Annotated in this window: 12 protein-coding genes; 9 read left to right on the top strand and 3 right to left on the bottom strand. The window is 67.7% G+C overall.

Annotation, left to right across the window (positions count from 1 at the left end):
* The first annotated feature begins 18 nt into the window (after nt 1–18).
* The 5 genes from tssI to KEG57_RS33885 all read left to right on the top strand — a co-directional run bounded on the left by tssI (nt 19) and on the right by KEG57_RS33885 (nt 5,298).
* Nucleotides 19–2,589 carry a type VI secretion system tip protein TssI/VgrG gene (tssI, locus tag KEG57_RS33905; RefSeq protein WP_272421586.1) on the top strand — a complete coding sequence of 857 codons (2,571 nt, stop codon included), beginning with the start codon at nt 19–21 and terminating at the stop codon, nt 2,587–2,589.
* A gap of 6 nt (nt 2,590–2,595) precedes the next feature.
* Nucleotides 2,596–2,901, top strand: coding sequence for an immunity protein Tsi6 family protein (locus KEG57_RS33900; RefSeq protein ID WP_272421585.1), 306 nt, complete (start codon nt 2,596–2,598; stop codon nt 2,899–2,901).
* Nucleotides 2,886–3,911, top strand: coding sequence for a TolB-like translocation protein (locus tag KEG57_RS33895; RefSeq protein ID WP_272421584.1), 1,026 nt, complete (start codon nt 2,886–2,888; stop codon nt 3,909–3,911). The genes KEG57_RS33900 and KEG57_RS33895 overlap by 16 nt, the downstream gene beginning before the upstream one ends.
* A 40-nt stretch (nt 3,912–3,951) precedes the next feature.
* Nucleotides 3,952–4,551 carry a hypothetical protein gene (locus KEG57_RS33890; protein WP_272421583.1) on the top strand — a complete coding sequence of 200 codons (600 nt, stop codon included), beginning with the start codon at nt 3,952–3,954 and terminating at the stop codon, nt 4,549–4,551.
* A 111-nt stretch (nt 4,552–4,662) separates the two neighbouring features.
* Complete coding sequence (locus tag KEG57_RS33885; RefSeq protein ID WP_272421582.1) at nt 4,663–5,298, top strand: DUF4145 domain-containing protein; 636 nt, start codon at nt 4,663–4,665, stop codon at nt 5,296–5,298.
* Between the two features lie 9 nt (nt 5,299–5,307).
* Here KEG57_RS33885 and KEG57_RS33880 read toward each other — a convergent pair whose 3' ends face one another.
* The gene (locus tag KEG57_RS33880; protein WP_272421580.1) at nt 5,308–7,011 is read right to left on the bottom strand and encodes an alpha/beta hydrolase domain-containing protein; all 1,704 of its coding nucleotides are present in this window, start codon (nt 7,009–7,011) and stop codon (nt 5,308–5,310) included.
* A 285-nt stretch (nt 7,012–7,296) separates the two neighbouring features.
* Here KEG57_RS33880 and KEG57_RS33875 point away from each other — a divergent pair, with 285 nt between their 5' ends.
* Both KEG57_RS33875 and KEG57_RS33870 read left to right on the top strand, forming a co-directional pair.
* A complete protein-coding gene (locus KEG57_RS33875) occupies nt 7,297–8,529 on the top strand; it encodes a hypothetical protein (RefSeq protein WP_272421579.1) in 1,233 nt (410 codons plus the stop codon).
* The gene (locus KEG57_RS33870; protein ID WP_272421578.1) at nt 8,526–9,578 is read left to right on the top strand and encodes a hypothetical protein; all 1,053 of its coding nucleotides are present in this window, start codon (nt 8,526–8,528) and stop codon (nt 9,576–9,578) included. Before KEG57_RS33875 ends, KEG57_RS33870 begins: the two co-directional genes overlap by 4 nt.
* Nucleotides 9,579–9,602: 24 nt before the next feature.
* Here KEG57_RS33870 and KEG57_RS33865 read toward each other — a convergent pair whose 3' ends face one another.
* Nucleotides 9,603–11,090, bottom strand: a complete 1,488-nt coding sequence (locus KEG57_RS33865) for an MDR family MFS transporter (protein WP_272421577.1) — start codon at nt 11,088–11,090, stop codon at nt 9,603–9,605.
* A gap of 53 nt (nt 11,091–11,143) precedes the next feature.
* Nucleotides 11,144–12,199 (bottom strand): nucleotidyltransferase domain-containing protein, encoded by a 1,056-nt coding sequence (locus KEG57_RS33860; RefSeq protein WP_272421576.1) that lies wholly within the window; start codon nt 12,197–12,199, stop codon nt 11,144–11,146.
* A gap of 79 nt (nt 12,200–12,278) precedes the next feature.
* Between KEG57_RS33860 and KEG57_RS33855 the strand changes: the two genes are divergently transcribed.
* Nucleotides 12,279–12,521, top strand: coding sequence for an amphi-Trp domain-containing protein (locus tag KEG57_RS33855; protein WP_272421575.1), 243 nt, complete (start codon nt 12,279–12,281; stop codon nt 12,519–12,521).
* A complete protein-coding gene (locus tag KEG57_RS33850) occupies nt 12,518–14,389 on the top strand; it encodes a ribonuclease R family protein (RefSeq protein WP_272421574.1) in 1,872 nt (623 codons plus the stop codon). The genes KEG57_RS33855 and KEG57_RS33850 overlap by 4 nt, the downstream gene beginning before the upstream one ends.
* Nucleotides 14,390–14,403: the final 14 nt, after the last annotated feature.

The following is a 14,403-nucleotide window of genomic DNA, read 5'->3' as shown; positions in this document are numbered from 1 at the left end:
TAACCGAAGAGGCCGATCATGGCGCTGCTGGAGCTTGCCTTCGAAAACAATGAAGACTCCCTCTCGGTGCGGCATTTCTCCGTCCGGGAGCCGATCTCTGGCTCGTTCGACGTGGGCGTGCTCGCGCGCTCGCGCCTGCCAGGGCTCGATCTCGAGGGGTTCGTCGGGAGACCTGCCGCATTCTTGATGATGGGCGGCCCGCTCTCGGGGCCGCGCGCGTGGTCCGGCGTCGCCAGCCACATTCAGATGGTGCAGGCCGAGCCGACGGGTCTTTCGACCTATTTCGTGCGGATCGTGCCGCAGATGTGGCTCCTCAGGCTCCGCAAGCGGAACCGCATCTTCCAGCACATGACGATCCCCGCGATCGTCAAGCAGATCCTCGACGAGTATTCGATCGTCCACCAGATGAAGACGGTCGACGAGCACCAGGAGCACGAATATCGCGTCCAGTACGAGGAGAGCGATTACGACTTCGTGAGCCGCCTGCTCGAAGAGGAGGGCATCTCCTATTTCTTCAAGCAGGTCGGCGGCGGCAACGCCGGCACGTACACGACCGAGCTGATCCTTTCGGACAAACCCGAGGCGGGCGAGGAGCGCCCCATCCTGCCCTTCGTGTACGCGCCGAACCAGGACGCGCGCAAGGAGTTCGTCCGCAACGTCAAGATCGCGCACCGCATTCGCCCCGGCGCGGCGAGCTTCCGCGATTACGACTTCGTGCGCCCCGATTTCCACCTCCTCGGCGACGCCGAGAAGGCCTCGAAGCCCGAGGATTTTTACGAGCTTTACCGGTACACGCCCGCCGGGCTCGTCAAGGATCGGCGCGAGCAGCCGCGCGTCCCTGCGGACCCCGAGGGCAAGCTTGTCGCCGACATCGACCTCGCGGCCGCGCGCCGCGGCAAGCGCGAGCTCCAGTTCGACGCGAACGCGTACGACCTCGCGCCGGGGCTGCTCTTCAAGATCGAGAATCACCCGCGCGGCGACGTCTCGGCGGGCCGCTTCCTCTGCACGGAGGTCTCGCTCGAAGGCACGCACGACGGCGAGTGGACGCTCTCCGGGTATGCCGCGTTCGTCGAGGAGAAGACGCGGTTCCGGCCGATGAAGGTCACGCCGAAGCCCGTCGTCGAGGGCGTCGAGAGCGCGATCGTCGTCGGCCCGAAGGGCGAGGAGATCCACACCGACGAGCACGGCCGCGTGCGCGTGCAATTCCACTGGGATCGCGACGGGCAATACGACGATCAATCGTCCTGCTGGATTCGCGTGAGCCAGGGCTGGGCCGGCGGCGCGTTCGGTATGATCGTCCTGCCGCGCGTGAGCCAGGAGGTCTTGATCGGCTTCCTCGAAGGGGATCCGGATCAACCCGTCCTTCTCGGCCGCGCCTACAACAAGGTCGCGCCCGTGCCTTTCAACCTCCCCGAGCAGCGGACGGTGAGCACGTGGAAATCGCAGTCCTCGCCGAAATCCGAGGGCTGGAACGAGATCACCTTCGACGATGCCGCGGGCAAGGAGGTGCTCTACATGCAGGCCCAGCGAAACCTCTCGAAGCTCGTCAAGGCGAACGAAAACGAGCGGACGGGCGCGAATCGCTCGATCTTCGTGGGCGCAAACAGGAGCTCCTTCATCGGCGCCGTCGACAACGTCATGGTCGGCCAGCGCAGCGTCGCCGCCATGGTCGAGTTCCGGGAGAAAGACCCGGACAAACCGAACGAGCCCACGATGGTGCTCAAGGAGACGATGATCGAGACGGTCCACCCGAAGATCTCGCTCACCACGGGCAAGGGCACGAGCATCCTCGACGACGCGAACATCAATTTGCTCGCCGATCGCAACGTCGTCCTGAAATCGGGCGGAGACGTCATCATCGAGGGCAAACACGTCTACGTCAATACGAAGAGCGTGCCCGGGGGAGCGCCCAAGGTCGAGGGCAGCGCGAGCGACGGCGCGCGAAGGCCCCAGGGTCGCACGCTCGGCGCGGTTCTGGAGACGTTTGGCCAGCCCAAGCCCAAGGCCGTGCGCCTGGCCATGCAGCGCCAGATCATCGGCTTCCGGCCCCCGACGCCGCAGATGTTCAAGATCGCCGCGGAGAAGGGCAGCAGCGTCGCGCAGATGGCCGCCCGGAAGAAGATCGCGCTCCACTTCTACAAGGACAACGGCCAGAAATTCGACCAGGCCCTCGGGAAGGTGCGCAATTACAACTACCCGCAGGAGATCAACGAGATCCTGAGTCACATGAGGGGCGTCGATTTCAAGGAGCCCCTCTCCGTGGGTCCGCCGCCGCCGGCGCCGAAGCGGCTCACGCAATGGCAGGTCCCGGGCGGGTTCAAGGGCAATTACTTCGCGAGCTCCATGGCCACGCCGCCCGATCTCGGCATTGGCTGGATGGGAACGAAGCAGGACGGCACGGTCGTCGAGAAGATCGCGAAGCCGTATGCCATTCCGCCGTCCACGCCCTACCTGAAGACCACGGCGGCGAAGATCCTCGACACGTGGAGCGTGAAGAACAAGCCGGTGATGACCCCGGGCGGCGCGACCCAGTATTACATCGGCAACAACTCGAACATCAACGAAATCGGCGTGAAGCCCGCCGCCTGATCCCGCATGAACCGTCCGCTCGACAACCGGAAGGATTTTTTCGACGTCCTCGCGCAGACGCAGATCGAGGCCGAGGCGCGCTTCCAAGGCGCCCCGCGCTCGGTCACCTACGAATCCATCGCCCGCCAGCTCGCCGCCATGCAATCGATGACGGCGAACGACCGCACGCCCACCGAGGACGAGCGCGAATCCATCACGATCGGCCTGCTCGCCGTCCGCGAGCTCGAGCCGGCGCCCGATCCGGACCTCGCTGATTTCATCGAACGCCTGCACGAGCTCAACGGATATTTCACGGCATGGCCACCCAACTAGCCGGACTCCGCTACCAGCACCGCACGCTCCAAGCGCCCGTGCCCAGCGACGCCGTCCTGCGGCTCTGCCGGCTCGCGCCCTCCGGCCATCGTATCGCCTTTGTCCGCGAAGACGGTCCCGAGGGACAAACCGGAATCTGGATCGGCGAGATCCACAATGCCCACTCGGTCCGGCTCCTCGTCCCCTTCAAGCCCGGCCGCGTCGAGGACCTCGCATTTTCCCCGGACGGCTCGCACATCGCGTATCGCGTCGCGCCGCTCCTCGGTCATGGCGCGCGCGGCACCGTCGGCTGGGCGAGTGCGGATGCGCCGGGCGAGATCCGGCGCGTGGAAGGGACGGGGTTTGGCTGGACAGCCGGTGGCAAAGCCATCCTTGTCGCGGATCCCTATCGCAAATCGCTGCTTCGGTATGGGCTCGACGAGGAAGAGCCGCGCGCGCTCGGCCCCTTCGAGGACGACGCCGATCCCTCGTTCCCTGCGCAGATCGTGGTCTCGCCCGACGGCGAGCACATCGTATACACGGCCGGGCGCGAGGGCGAGGAGATCTCCGAGGTCTGGCTCGTCAAGCGCGAGAAAAACGCGGTCGTGACCTCGATCTTCACCGAGATCCCGGGCGGAAACGTCCACATCCTGCCTTTCTGGTCACCCAAGGGCGCGACGCTCGGCCTCTTCTGCGTGCACGAAGACCAGGAGAAAACCGCGCTCATCGTCGTCCCGCGCCTCGAAGGCGAGGGCCACGTCCTTTACGAGAGCAGCTACCTCGACCCGGCGCGCACGCCCACGTTCACGCAGAGCGCCCGCTCTGTCGCCTTCTTCCGCACGGAAAAGCCCGGCGACGAGGAGCGCCCGGCGACGACCCGCTTCATCCTGCTCGACGTCAAGCGCGAGACCTTCGCCGCGCTCGCCGAGCCGGACGAGATCATCGGCACGCCCCGCCTGTTCGATGGCCGCACGATCGCCGTCGACGGCGAGGGCCTCGCGCACCTCTTCGTCTTCGACGATCCCTCGTGACGAAGGTGCTAGACTCGATTCCAGCAAGGAAGAGCTCGACATGGCGCTCGACGATCCGGATCTCCCGACCCAAGGCGTCTTCCCGAACGCGGAAGAGCTGAAGGATTGCATTACCGTCACGGTCCGGCAGCCTCGCTCGGATCTCGATTTCAGCATTCTCCTGCCCGACGGCTGGTATCAGCAGCCCGCGCCGGCGTCCAAGATCGACTTCTCCAAGGAGTCCGAGTTCGCCCCGCTCGCGCTCTTCAGCGCGGCGAAGGAGATGCTCCCGCCGATCCTCTTCACGGTCGGCGTCCGCCCCGCGCCGAAGAAGGGCAATGTGGCTGAATGGCTGGAGCGGCAATGTTATCTCCAGCAGCTCGCGCTCCAGCGCATGAAGCTGAACAAGTTCCCGTTCGGCTGGGCCGCGGACGCGGTCGCGGTGCAGGCGAGTGATTTCGGCAAGCTCAGACTGCGCATCACGATGTTCGAGGACGGCAATCGCCTGTTCGCGCTCATCGGAATGGCGCCGCTCGACATATGGGACGTGTGGGTCGTCCCGCTCGGCCTCTGCGTCAATACCTTCGAGCTGCTCGACCCCAAGGGGCAGAGCGCGCCGCTCGCGCCGAAGTACGAAGACGGAAAGCCGGAAGACGAGTAGCCCAGGGGGGCCCGCGCACGGGGGGCGCCGAGGTGCGTCGGGCACGGAATGGGCATTGCTCCCGGCGGGCCTCCGTGAAAGAGTGGGCATCCATCGTCGCGAGGAGTAGCCATGTCGACGCAGCGCAACCCGAGCTTTTATTGCCAGGCGTGTCGCATGCAGGTGCAGCTCGTGCACCACGGCGAGCACAAGTACCAGCAGCAGGACGGGACCTCGAAGGACTACGTCTTCGGCCACTGCGCCCGCTGCAACCGCGTTGGGCTCGTCGAATACGAGCACGAAACCGACGGCGCGGCCGCGGAGCCGCGGCAGCTCTGGCCTTCGGTGCTCCGGCCCATCGATTTCGAGCTCCCGCCGCGGGTGATGGAGTCGTACCAGGAGACGCTGCGGTGCGAGGCGGCCGGCGCGTGGATGGCCACGGCGGTCATGGCGCGGCGCACGCTGGAGGTCGTGGTGCGCGAGTTCGCGCCCGATCACGAGCGTTTCCTCGACGGCCTGCGGGCGCTCTACACGAAGGGCCTCATCAGCGAGGAGCTTTGCCGCTGGGGCGAGGAGCTCCGGTTCCTCGGCGACGTCGGCGTGCTGCCCACGGATCCGAAGGCCTCGCACCAGGACGCAAAAGAGGCGCTCGAATTCCTGGGCGCGCTCCTGGAGACGCTTTATCACCTGCGGGAGAAGTTCCGGCGCATGCAGGCGCGGCGCCAGCGAGGGCGGCTCGCAGCGGATGCGCCGGAGCGGCCCTCCTGAGGGTCCTCTTCAGAGCTCGATCTTCGACGCGTCGAGCTGATCGTTCACCAAATCCGTAGCCAGCGTCTTGCTCGGCGGCGGCGCCGTGCCCTTCTCGGCCCACTCCACGAGGGCGTCGAATGCGCGCTCCGCGTAGGGCTGCAGGATCGTGAACTTGTCCTGGGCGCCCTCCTCGGCCGGCGTACCGTCGAAATCGAAATCGAGCACCCCGTCCGAATGCAGATCCACGTGGCCGCCGCCGGCCACCACGTAGAGCCGGTACATGTCCGGATCGCCGTACGCGGTCACCGCGTCGCGATAGGCCTCCGCGTTCGCGATCACCCCGAGTAGCCCGTCCGCGTCGCCGTGGATGCTCACGAGCGGCGCCGAGAACTCGCCGGTATTCGCGTTTTTCAGGGCAAACGACACGCTCTCCGGCGTCCAGCCCGCGTCCTCGGCCGAGGTCAGGAACGCGTAGAACGGCGGCGGATCCATGTCGTTCGGCGGGAAGCAGCTATACGCCGCGCTCTCGGTGAGATCGTGGCCGAGCAGCTCCGCCTTGAAGTAATAGGCCGTGAAGTTGTAGTACCCGATCCCCTTGAATTGCGGGAGCGACGCCTTCAGCGAATCGAACGCCGTGTTGTACGCGCTCCAGATCGTCGCCGACGGCGCGCCGAAACCCGCGGCGATCATCGCATCCTGCGCCCCCGAGAACGGCGGCATCTCGGTGTACGCGGCCGGCGTCGAGAGCGTCGCGGGATCGTAGGCCCACTTCATCGCCAGCGCCGCGCGCTCGTTCGTGCTCACGAGGTGGTTTGCCGCGGCATACTCGGCCGGCGTCACCGTCCCGTCCTTGTCCTTGTCGAGCACCCGCGCGTCGGGCCAGTACGCGCCCGACCAATCGAGCCCGCCCGCGAAGATCCGCTTCCCGCCGGCCTTCTCGCGCTCGTGATCGAGCTCCAGCGCGCGCCGCACCTGGTATCCGCCGTTCGAGAGCCCCACCGCATACACATGCGTCGGCGCTTTGCACGTCACGATCTCGATCGACGTCGAGGCCCACGCCGCGAGATCCAGCATCATCGCGCCCCAGTGCTGCGTCGGGTGCGTCTTCGAGAGCAAGGTCGCGTTCCCATCGGCCCCGCCGTTCGTCATTCCCTTGTTCCCGGCCACGTACGCATACCCGCGCTTCAGCACCCAGGGAACGATCGTCCCATCGTTCGAGAATTCATTGCGCGTCCCGGGCGTCCCGGCCACCACGAGCTTGCCGTTCCAATCATTCGGCATCTTCAGCACGATCTCCTGCGTCCGCGTGACCCCGCCCTCGGTCACCGTAAGCGTGCCCGTGACCTCGATGCCGGCCACGTCGTCCTTTGGCGCGAGCTTCAGCGAATGCAGGACGCTCGCCTGCATCTTCTTGACCTTCGCTTGCTCCTCGGCCGGAAGATCGTCGAATTCGGGCGTCCCTGCCTTGAGGCTCCAGTACGTGATGTGCGCGAGTCCCCCGTCGCCGCTGCCATTGTAGAACCTGCGCAGCGTCTCCGTGAGCCCGCCGTCGAGCCCCTCGAAGTCCATCGTCGGCACGCACGTCTGCTCGGGGGGATTGCACGCATCGCCCACGCAGGGCGGGTTTTGCGCCGGATCGTCGCTGCACCCCGTGAGGGATACCGCCGTGAGGGCCACGGCCGCCTGGAATGTGTTTGCCCGTCGAACCAAGGATCGGAAGGTCTTCGTCATCGGCCGAATCTAGCAAGGACACCCCGGACCGTTCAATGTCGGCAAAGGCACGGCGCCACGTGCGCAGCCGTGTTGGCAGGATCCCGCGCCGAGCCGCGTCCGCGCCTTCGCAGACCCTGTCGAATTTCCGCCGGTCGTCGTCGATGTTCTGCACTTTCGGAATGGACAGGTCCTTCCTCCCTCCCCTGCCCTCTTGCGGGCACGCCGCGTGCTTCTCTCGTGATAGCTTGCTGGATGCCGCGATCTCTTTTTCGCGCGCCGGCGCCTTCGCCACGAGGTAACACCGTGCGATCACCTCCCCGACGCCTCATCCTCTCCGCGCTGCTCACCGCCCCGCTCCTCGCGTTCGCGGCGCCTGCCGCGGCGGACGACGCTCCGCCAGCGCTCCGCTGGGACCAGCCCGTGAGCTGTTATCATCTGAAGGAGGGGAAAACGCTCCGCGTCCAATGCACGCAGGACGCCAAAGGAGAGACGTGCCTCGCCGCTCCCGGCGAGATGGTCGGCATCGGCGATCCGCTCGACAAGGTCCAGCCCTGCTCGGCGCACAGCGACGACGAATATCGGCAGCTCGCGCGCCGCGCACGCATGGTCCCCGCGGTCGCCGAGGCCCCGCCGGGCTACGCGCGCGGCGAGAGTGGCCGGGCTTTTCAGGTCAAATTCGACCTCCTGAACCGTTTCTACATCGGCGTCGGCTGGGCTCCCACTCTGCAATCGAGCCGCGGCTTCGCCGTCCCCGCGGGCTTTCCGTTTGCCCGGGCGAACGCCGAGATGGGCATTCACCTCAGCATTCTCTCGCCGCGAAAGCGAGCCCGTCACGACCTCCGCATCCTCGAAGGCAGCGCGACCTTCGCCGACCTCGAGCTCCGCGGCACACTCCTCTCCTACGATTACCAGCACGAGCACAGGCGCCCGCTCTTCTGGATCAGCACCTTCTTCGGCGAGCCCGACGTCCACCCGATCCTGCCGCGCATGGGCTTCGGCTTCCGCGTCCTTTCCGTCCTCGATCGCCAGCCCTCGTTCCGGGACGCCCTCGACATGGAGTTCGGCGAGTTCCACGTCGCCTGGAACCCCTGGCAATCGGACGACATGTACAGCCACCTCCGCATCGAACTCGGCGGCGATTTCGGCGCGCACTGGCAGGATCGGAAGATCGTCTCCGGCAAATCGGGCAATTATTTCATCGGACCCACGGCCGCGATCGAATCGCGCATCAGCCTCGGCAAGGGCGGCCTGCATTATCTCTTCAGTGATCTCACCTTCCGCCGCCCCACCATCGTCTCGGGCGACCTCACGGGCGAGAGCGTCAATCGCCTCGCGGGATCGTTCGCGTACGAGGGCGTGCTCGTCGCGATCAACGACCAGCCGATCTCGGCCCGCCTCGCGGCCGAGGGCCGCACGCAAAACGACTTCGTGCGTGACGTGCGTGCGGTCGAGCTCCGCTTCTTCGCGGGCCTGCGCATGTCCTTCGGCGCCCCGCCGCGCGTCTTCGAGCCGATGCCCGCCTTCGAGGACCCGTGATCCGACGCTCCCTCACCGCCGCGATCGCCGCGATCGCCATCACCACCGCGCCCATGGCCGCGGCGTACGAGGGAGACTTTCGTCATTCGCCCAAGGGCCGCACCTTCCGCGTTCGTTTTGATCCCGAAAGCCGCATTCGCCTCGGCGCGGCCTCATCCGGTGCGCGCAACGAAAACGGCCGGATCACCCCTGCACTCGAGGTCCACGCGGGCATCTCCGTGCGCCGTCGTTATGCCTTCGGCGAGGGCCCCTCGCGGGTCGAATGGCAATTCGATCAACGCATTCTCTCGGGCTTCATCGCGCCCTTCGTCCGCCCATTCGGGGACATGCCCTCCTTCGACGCCACGCTCTACGGCGCCGCCGCGCACCGCCACGATCTCGCGCCACGCATCGTCCTGCCCTCCTCGCCGCCACTCAGCATCCCCTTCCCCTTCGATATCGGCTTCGATGGCGAGATCGGACGCGTCACCGTCCCGCGTGCCCTGCCCACGGGCGCCGCGGACGGCGCGGCGATCCCCTTCCTCCGCGTCTCCGTCGCCCGCGCCACCGCCTACCTCGATCCTTTGCGCTCCAACCATCCCGGCCGCAGCATCGAGATCGGCGTAGGCGTGCGGTACGACCTCGACGTCTACGGCCCGCAACGCGGCACCGGCCCCGAGGGCTCGATCGCGCGCCCTCGCCTCGTGCATCGTGTCGCCCCCGGGACGGCCGGCTCGCTCCGCTTCCGCTTCGAAACGCAGGACGGGCTCTTCTCGCTCGACACCCGCGCCGAGATCACCCCGCACTGGACCAGCGAGCGCACCTGGAAGCTCGGCGCGCTTGGCTACGGCCGCGTCGAGCGGACGATCCTCGCGATCAACGACGAGCCGATCTCCGCCTTCTTCGAAGGCAGCTATCGCCTCGTTCCCCCCGCGCTCGAGCTCGCCCCCCTGCACGACGTGCGCGCGAGCCTCGGCATCGCCTTCGGGCTCGATCTCACGCCGAACCCGCGCGTGACCAAGATCCAGCCACGCTCGCGGCGAGCCCCGACGACGGCGCCCGTCCCCTGAACGATCTATTTGGTGGTCAAACGATCAATGCGCAGGAGGCGCCGACGCGGGAGCCGGCTTCGACGTCATCGTCTCCAGCGGAACGTCCGGGAAAAACAGGGCCGCCACGAACGCGGTGAAACCGAGCCCCGCGATCATCCAGAAGACCGTCCCGAGGCCCGCATCGAGCAGGCCGGAGATCCGCTGCACGACGTCGGGACCGAGCGTGGACATCCCCTCCCGTGACAGCGCTTGGCTCGCCGCGTCCTTCGGGAGCGACGGGTCCTTCCCGAGCGCCGCGACGATCACGCCACCCATCACGCCGACCGCGACGGCGCCGCCGATCGTCCGGAAAAACATCGTGCTCGCGGTCGCGATGCCACGTTGCTCCCAGCGCACCGAGGTCTGCACCGCGATGACGAGCGCCGTGTTGGCGCAGCCCATCCCGAACCCGAACAGCCCGGTCACCACGCGCAGCGCGAGGGGCCCTTGCTCGGCGATGAAGGGAAGCGCGACCGCGGCCGCCCCCGTGCAGCCCATCCCCAGGCGAACGAGCGCGCGAAAGCCCACCCGCGGAAGGAGCCGCCCAGCGAGTGAGCTCGCGATCGGCCACGTGACGAGCATGGGCGTGATGGAGCTGCCCGCCTGGGTCGGCGTCCCGCCGCGCACGCCCTGGATGAACAGGGGCACGTACGTGAGGATCGCGATCATCGCACCGCCGATGACTGCGCCCATCGCGGACGAGAGCGCCATCACCCGGCGCGTGAAGAGCGAGAGCGGCAGGAGCGGCTCCTCGGCGCGACGCTCGACAGCAATGAAGGCCGCGAAGGAGAGCACCGTGGCGAGGACGAACCTCCACGCGCCGGAGCCGTGCACCCCGGAGCTCGCGAGGAGCAGCGCTGTCACGAAGCTCGCGAGCAGGGCCGCGCCGGCGAGATCGAGGCGGCGCTTCTTCCGCTCCACGCGCTCGTGCAAGGCCGTCACGAGAAGGCCCGCGGCGGCCACGCCGAAGGGCAGGTTCATGTAGAAAACCCAGCGCCAGGAGACGTTCTCGACGATCACGCCGCCGATGATCGGCCCGACGAGCCCGAAGAAGCCCCACGCCGCGCCGAAGAAACCTTGCAGCTTCGCGCGCTCCTCGATGCCGAAGATGTCCGCGATGATCGTGATCGGCATCGGCTGCATGGCCCCGGCGCCGAGCCCCTGGATCGCGCGGGACACGATGAGCGCTGGCATCGACTGCGCCGCGCCGCTCGCCGCCGAGCCCAGGAGGAAGATGGCGATCCCCGCGAGCAAGACGGGCTTTCGGCCGTGCAGATCCGCGAGCTTGCCGAAGATGGGGACCGTGATCGCCGACGTGATCAGGTAGGCGTTCGTGACCCACGAATAATACTGGATGCCGCCGAGATCCCCCGTGACGGTGGGCATCGCGGTGGCCACGACGGTGGCCTCGAGCGCGGCCATGGCGAGGCAGAGCACGAGGCCCGCGATCGTCAGGCCTCTGTGCGTGCGTCGTTCATCTGGAACCGACATGGGAAGGCCGTGTGGTTACTCCGCCGCCGGCACCTCTGCAACCACGGCTCCCTTCAGAACACGCCGAATTGCCGCACGAGGCCCGCGATCTCTTCGTCCTCCAGGAAGAAGACCTGATCGAGCCCATCCTGGAAGGTATAGGTCAAGTTCGTCGCTTCCTTCCAGAGCGCGTCTTGATTGAAGGCTTCGAACGGGAGATCGGAGAGGTGCCGGCGTTTGTCCTCGTCCGAGAGGATGGCCATGAAGGCATCGTACGAGCCCATCACCTTCTGCGCGGTCTCGACGGAGATCGTAGGCCGGAGCAGGACCTCGCACATCTGCTCGAACGGCGAGAGGCGGAGCCGCTCGCGGAGGTAGCGGACGACACGCGCTGGATCGATGCCGCCCTCACCACGCCGGAATTCGCCTTTGCCAAAAAGCTCGAGCGCGAAGCACGCGAGCATCCCGCTCGCAAAGAGCAACTTGCGGCTCATGCGCAGCTTGATGTTGCGCAGCGCCCAGCCGCCCTTGAAGCCCTGCTTGTTCACGAAGTCGACGGTGATGGTGCGCCAGTACCGGATGATGTCGTTCAAGAGGACGCGCGGCACGAGCTTCGAACGCTTGGAGAACAAGAGACCACGATCATCGGAGACGTAGCGGTGCAGCACGAGGTCGACGACCCGATCGAGCGCCTCCCTCTGGCCGATCGCGATCGACTCCAGCAGGAGCAGGATGCGCTGCGTGGTGTTGCGGTTCGTGTCGTCGTGGCCCCCGATGAGGTGCAGCAAGGGGTGGCTGAAGGACACGTTGTCGAAGACGCCGAACGGGCTCGGCGGTTGGAACTTCGCCGCGTCCAGGATACGCGTGATCGCGACGGCCTCGTCGAAGTGGACCCGGTCCGCGCGCCCGTCGACGAGCAGCGTCCAGTCGATGTCGCTGCCGGGCGTGTACTCGCCGCGGGCAAACGAGCCGAAGACGACGATGCTCGCGTCCTCCGGATCGTGCCCGCGGAGGAGCTCGCGGAGCCTTTCGAGCGTCCGCGCGGAGAGGTCACGCGCGGCGAGCACGTGCGGAAAGGCGCGGTTCGCCTTCGCTTCGAGCCGCTGGATCACCTCGGATTTCGCTTCCATTCCGGTTTTCCTGAGGGGGCCGGACACTAGCACATGCCTCCGATGGACATCGCGACGATGAGCCGATTATCCTCCGCCCATGGCCAGAGACGTCACGCGCATCCGTACGAGGGACGAGTTCGTCGCGCTGCTCCGCCGCGTCGCCGATGCCGTCGAGCGAGGCGAGCCGTTCCGCGTTCAGGTCGGCGGCGTGCGGGTCACGGTCCCGTACGACGCCGAGCTCTCGATCGAGCACGAGGCCGAGGGCGACGCCGAGGAGATCGAGATGCAGCTCCGGTGGCGCCGCGGGCAAGCCGAGAGCGACGGTCCTGACGGCACATGAGCGACGGCACGACACGCGGGCGCATTTCCGTTCATCCACGAGGGTTCGGCTTCCTCGTCGTCGAAGCGCCGACGCCCATCTCCGCGTTCATCGCCCCCCCGGATCTGAACCCCTTCCTCGACGGCGACGTCGTAACCGCGCGGCTCACGTCCGAAGGCAACGGCCGCTTCGTCGCCACCGAGCTCGCGCTCGTCAGCCGCGCCCGCGCCGAGGTCTTCGGCAGCGTCGTCCTCCGCGGCGGCAAACGCTACCTGCGGATCGATCGCTCCGTGGCGAACACGGACTGGCCGCTCGACACGACGAACGAGCTCGCCGAGGGCACGCACGTCGTGGCCGAGGTCTCGGGCGATCGCCTCGTCGTCGCGCGTGTCGTCCCCGAAGGCGCCGATCTCGGCGTCGAGCGTTGCATCGCGCGGCACGGCCTGCGCGCGGTCTTCGCCGAGACCCTCGATCGTACTGCCGAGGAAGCGGCCACGCGGCCAATCCCCATGGAGCGGCGGCGCGATCTCCGGAGCGTCCCGACCGTGACCATCGACGCGGCCTCCACGCGCGACATCGACGACGCGCTCTCGGCGTACCCGGCCGACGCGAGCGGCGCGCTCCGCGTGCTCGTCTCCATCGCCGATGTCGACGTCTTCGTCCCCGAGCGCTCGATCCTCGATCGCGAGGCGCGCCTGCGCGGCACGAGCGTCTACCTCGCGGGCCGCGTGCTCCCGATGCTCCCCGAGGCCATCTCGTCGCGCGCGGCGAGCCTCGTCGAGGGCGAGGACCGGCCTGCGCTCACGGCCGAGCTCCGCATCGATCCCGAGGGTCGCATCACCTCGGTCGACGTCTACGAGAGCCTCGTCCGCTCGCGCGCGCGCCTCACGTACGACGCTGTCGACACGTTCCTGTCCGAAAGCCACGCCGAAGGCGTCCCGCCCGCCGTCGAGAGCACGCTCCGCTGGCTCCGCACCGCGGTCGCGCGCCTCAGCGCCGTTCGCGCCGCGCGGGGTGGGGTGAACCTCGCGCGCGAGGAGGCGAAGATCGAGCTCGACGCCGGCACGGGCGAGCCGATCGCGATCGAAGCGCGCCGTGAGACCCCTGCGCACAGGCTCGTCGAGCGGCTCATGGTCGCGGCGAACGAGGCCGTCGCGGAATGGCTCGTCGCACGTGGCCTCCCCGGCATCTACCGCGTCCACGACGAGCCCTCGCCCGAGCGCGTCCGCACGCTCGCGCAGCTCGCGCACAACTTCGGCATCGAGGCCGGCTTCGGCCCACGCCTCTCGGCCCGCTCGCTCGCCGCGTTCGAGACGCAGATCGCCGGCGCGCGCTTCGAGCCTGCGATCCGCACCGTGCTCGGCCAGACCCTCGGCCCGGCGCGTTACACGCCCGATCCCGGCCCGCATTTTGGCCTCGGCGCGCCGCTCTACCTGCATTTCACCTCGCCGATCCGCAGGTACGCCGACCTCGTCGTGCACCGCATCCTCAAGCGGTACCTCGAAGGCCACCGCGATTACGAGGACATCCGCGCCGGGCTCGCCGTCCTCGCGGCCGATTGTGATCGCTCCTCGCAGAACGCGGGCAAAGCCGAGGCCGAGCGTCACCGCATGCTCGTCGCGCGCCTTTATGCCAGCCGCCTCGGCGAGCAGGTCTCGGGCAACATCATCGCGATCAAGCCGTTTGGCCTTCTCGTACAAATCGCCGGCACGGGCGCGATGGGCTCCATTGCCATGGAAGCACTCCCCGGCGGCCCCTTCCGCACCGATCTCGCCGCGCAGGCCCTCATCGGCCACGGCCAGCGGTTTGCCGTGGGCGACCGCATCCAGGCGACCGTCGCGGCCGTCCACGAGGAGCTCGGCCGGATCGACCTCGTCCCCGTGGGCTGACCGCAGTCCCCCGG

Source organism: Polyangium jinanense (genome assembly GCF_028435365.1).
This window is presented reverse-complemented; position numbering and strand designations above follow the sequence as displayed.

Bases quoted from the DNA above. Each gene is read 5' to 3' on its own strand.
- tssI (WP_272421586.1), top strand. From the start codon at position 19: ATGGCGCTGCTGGAGCTTGCCTTCGAAAACAATGAAGACTCCCTCTCG.
- KEG57_RS33900 (WP_272421585.1), top strand. From the start codon at position 2,596: ATGAACCGTCCGCTCGACAACCGGAAGGATTTTTTCGACGTCCTCGCG.
- KEG57_RS33895 (WP_272421584.1), top strand. From the start codon at position 2,886: ATGGCCACCCAACTAGCCGGACTCCGCTACCAGCACCGCACGCTCCAA.
- KEG57_RS33890 (WP_272421583.1), top strand. From the start codon at position 3,952: ATGGCGCTCGACGATCCGGATCTCCCGACCCAAGGCGTCTTCCCGAAC.
- KEG57_RS33885 (WP_272421582.1), top strand. From the start codon at position 4,663: ATGTCGACGCAGCGCAACCCGAGCTTTTATTGCCAGGCGTGTCGCATG.
- KEG57_RS33880 (WP_272421580.1), bottom strand. From the start codon at position 7,011: ATGACGAAGACCTTCCGATCCTTGGTTCGACGGGCAAACACATTCCAG.
- KEG57_RS33865 (WP_272421577.1), bottom strand. From the start codon at position 11,090: ATGTCGGTTCCAGATGAACGACGCACGCACAGAGGCCTGACGATCGCG.
- KEG57_RS33860 (WP_272421576.1), bottom strand. From the start codon at position 12,199: ATGGAAGCGAAATCCGAGGTGATCCAGCGGCTCGAAGCGAAGGCGAAC.
- KEG57_RS33855 (WP_272421575.1), top strand. From the start codon at position 12,279: ATGGCCAGAGACGTCACGCGCATCCGTACGAGGGACGAGTTCGTCGCG.
- KEG57_RS33850 (WP_272421574.1), top strand. From the start codon at position 12,518: ATGAGCGACGGCACGACACGCGGGCGCATTTCCGTTCATCCACGAGGG.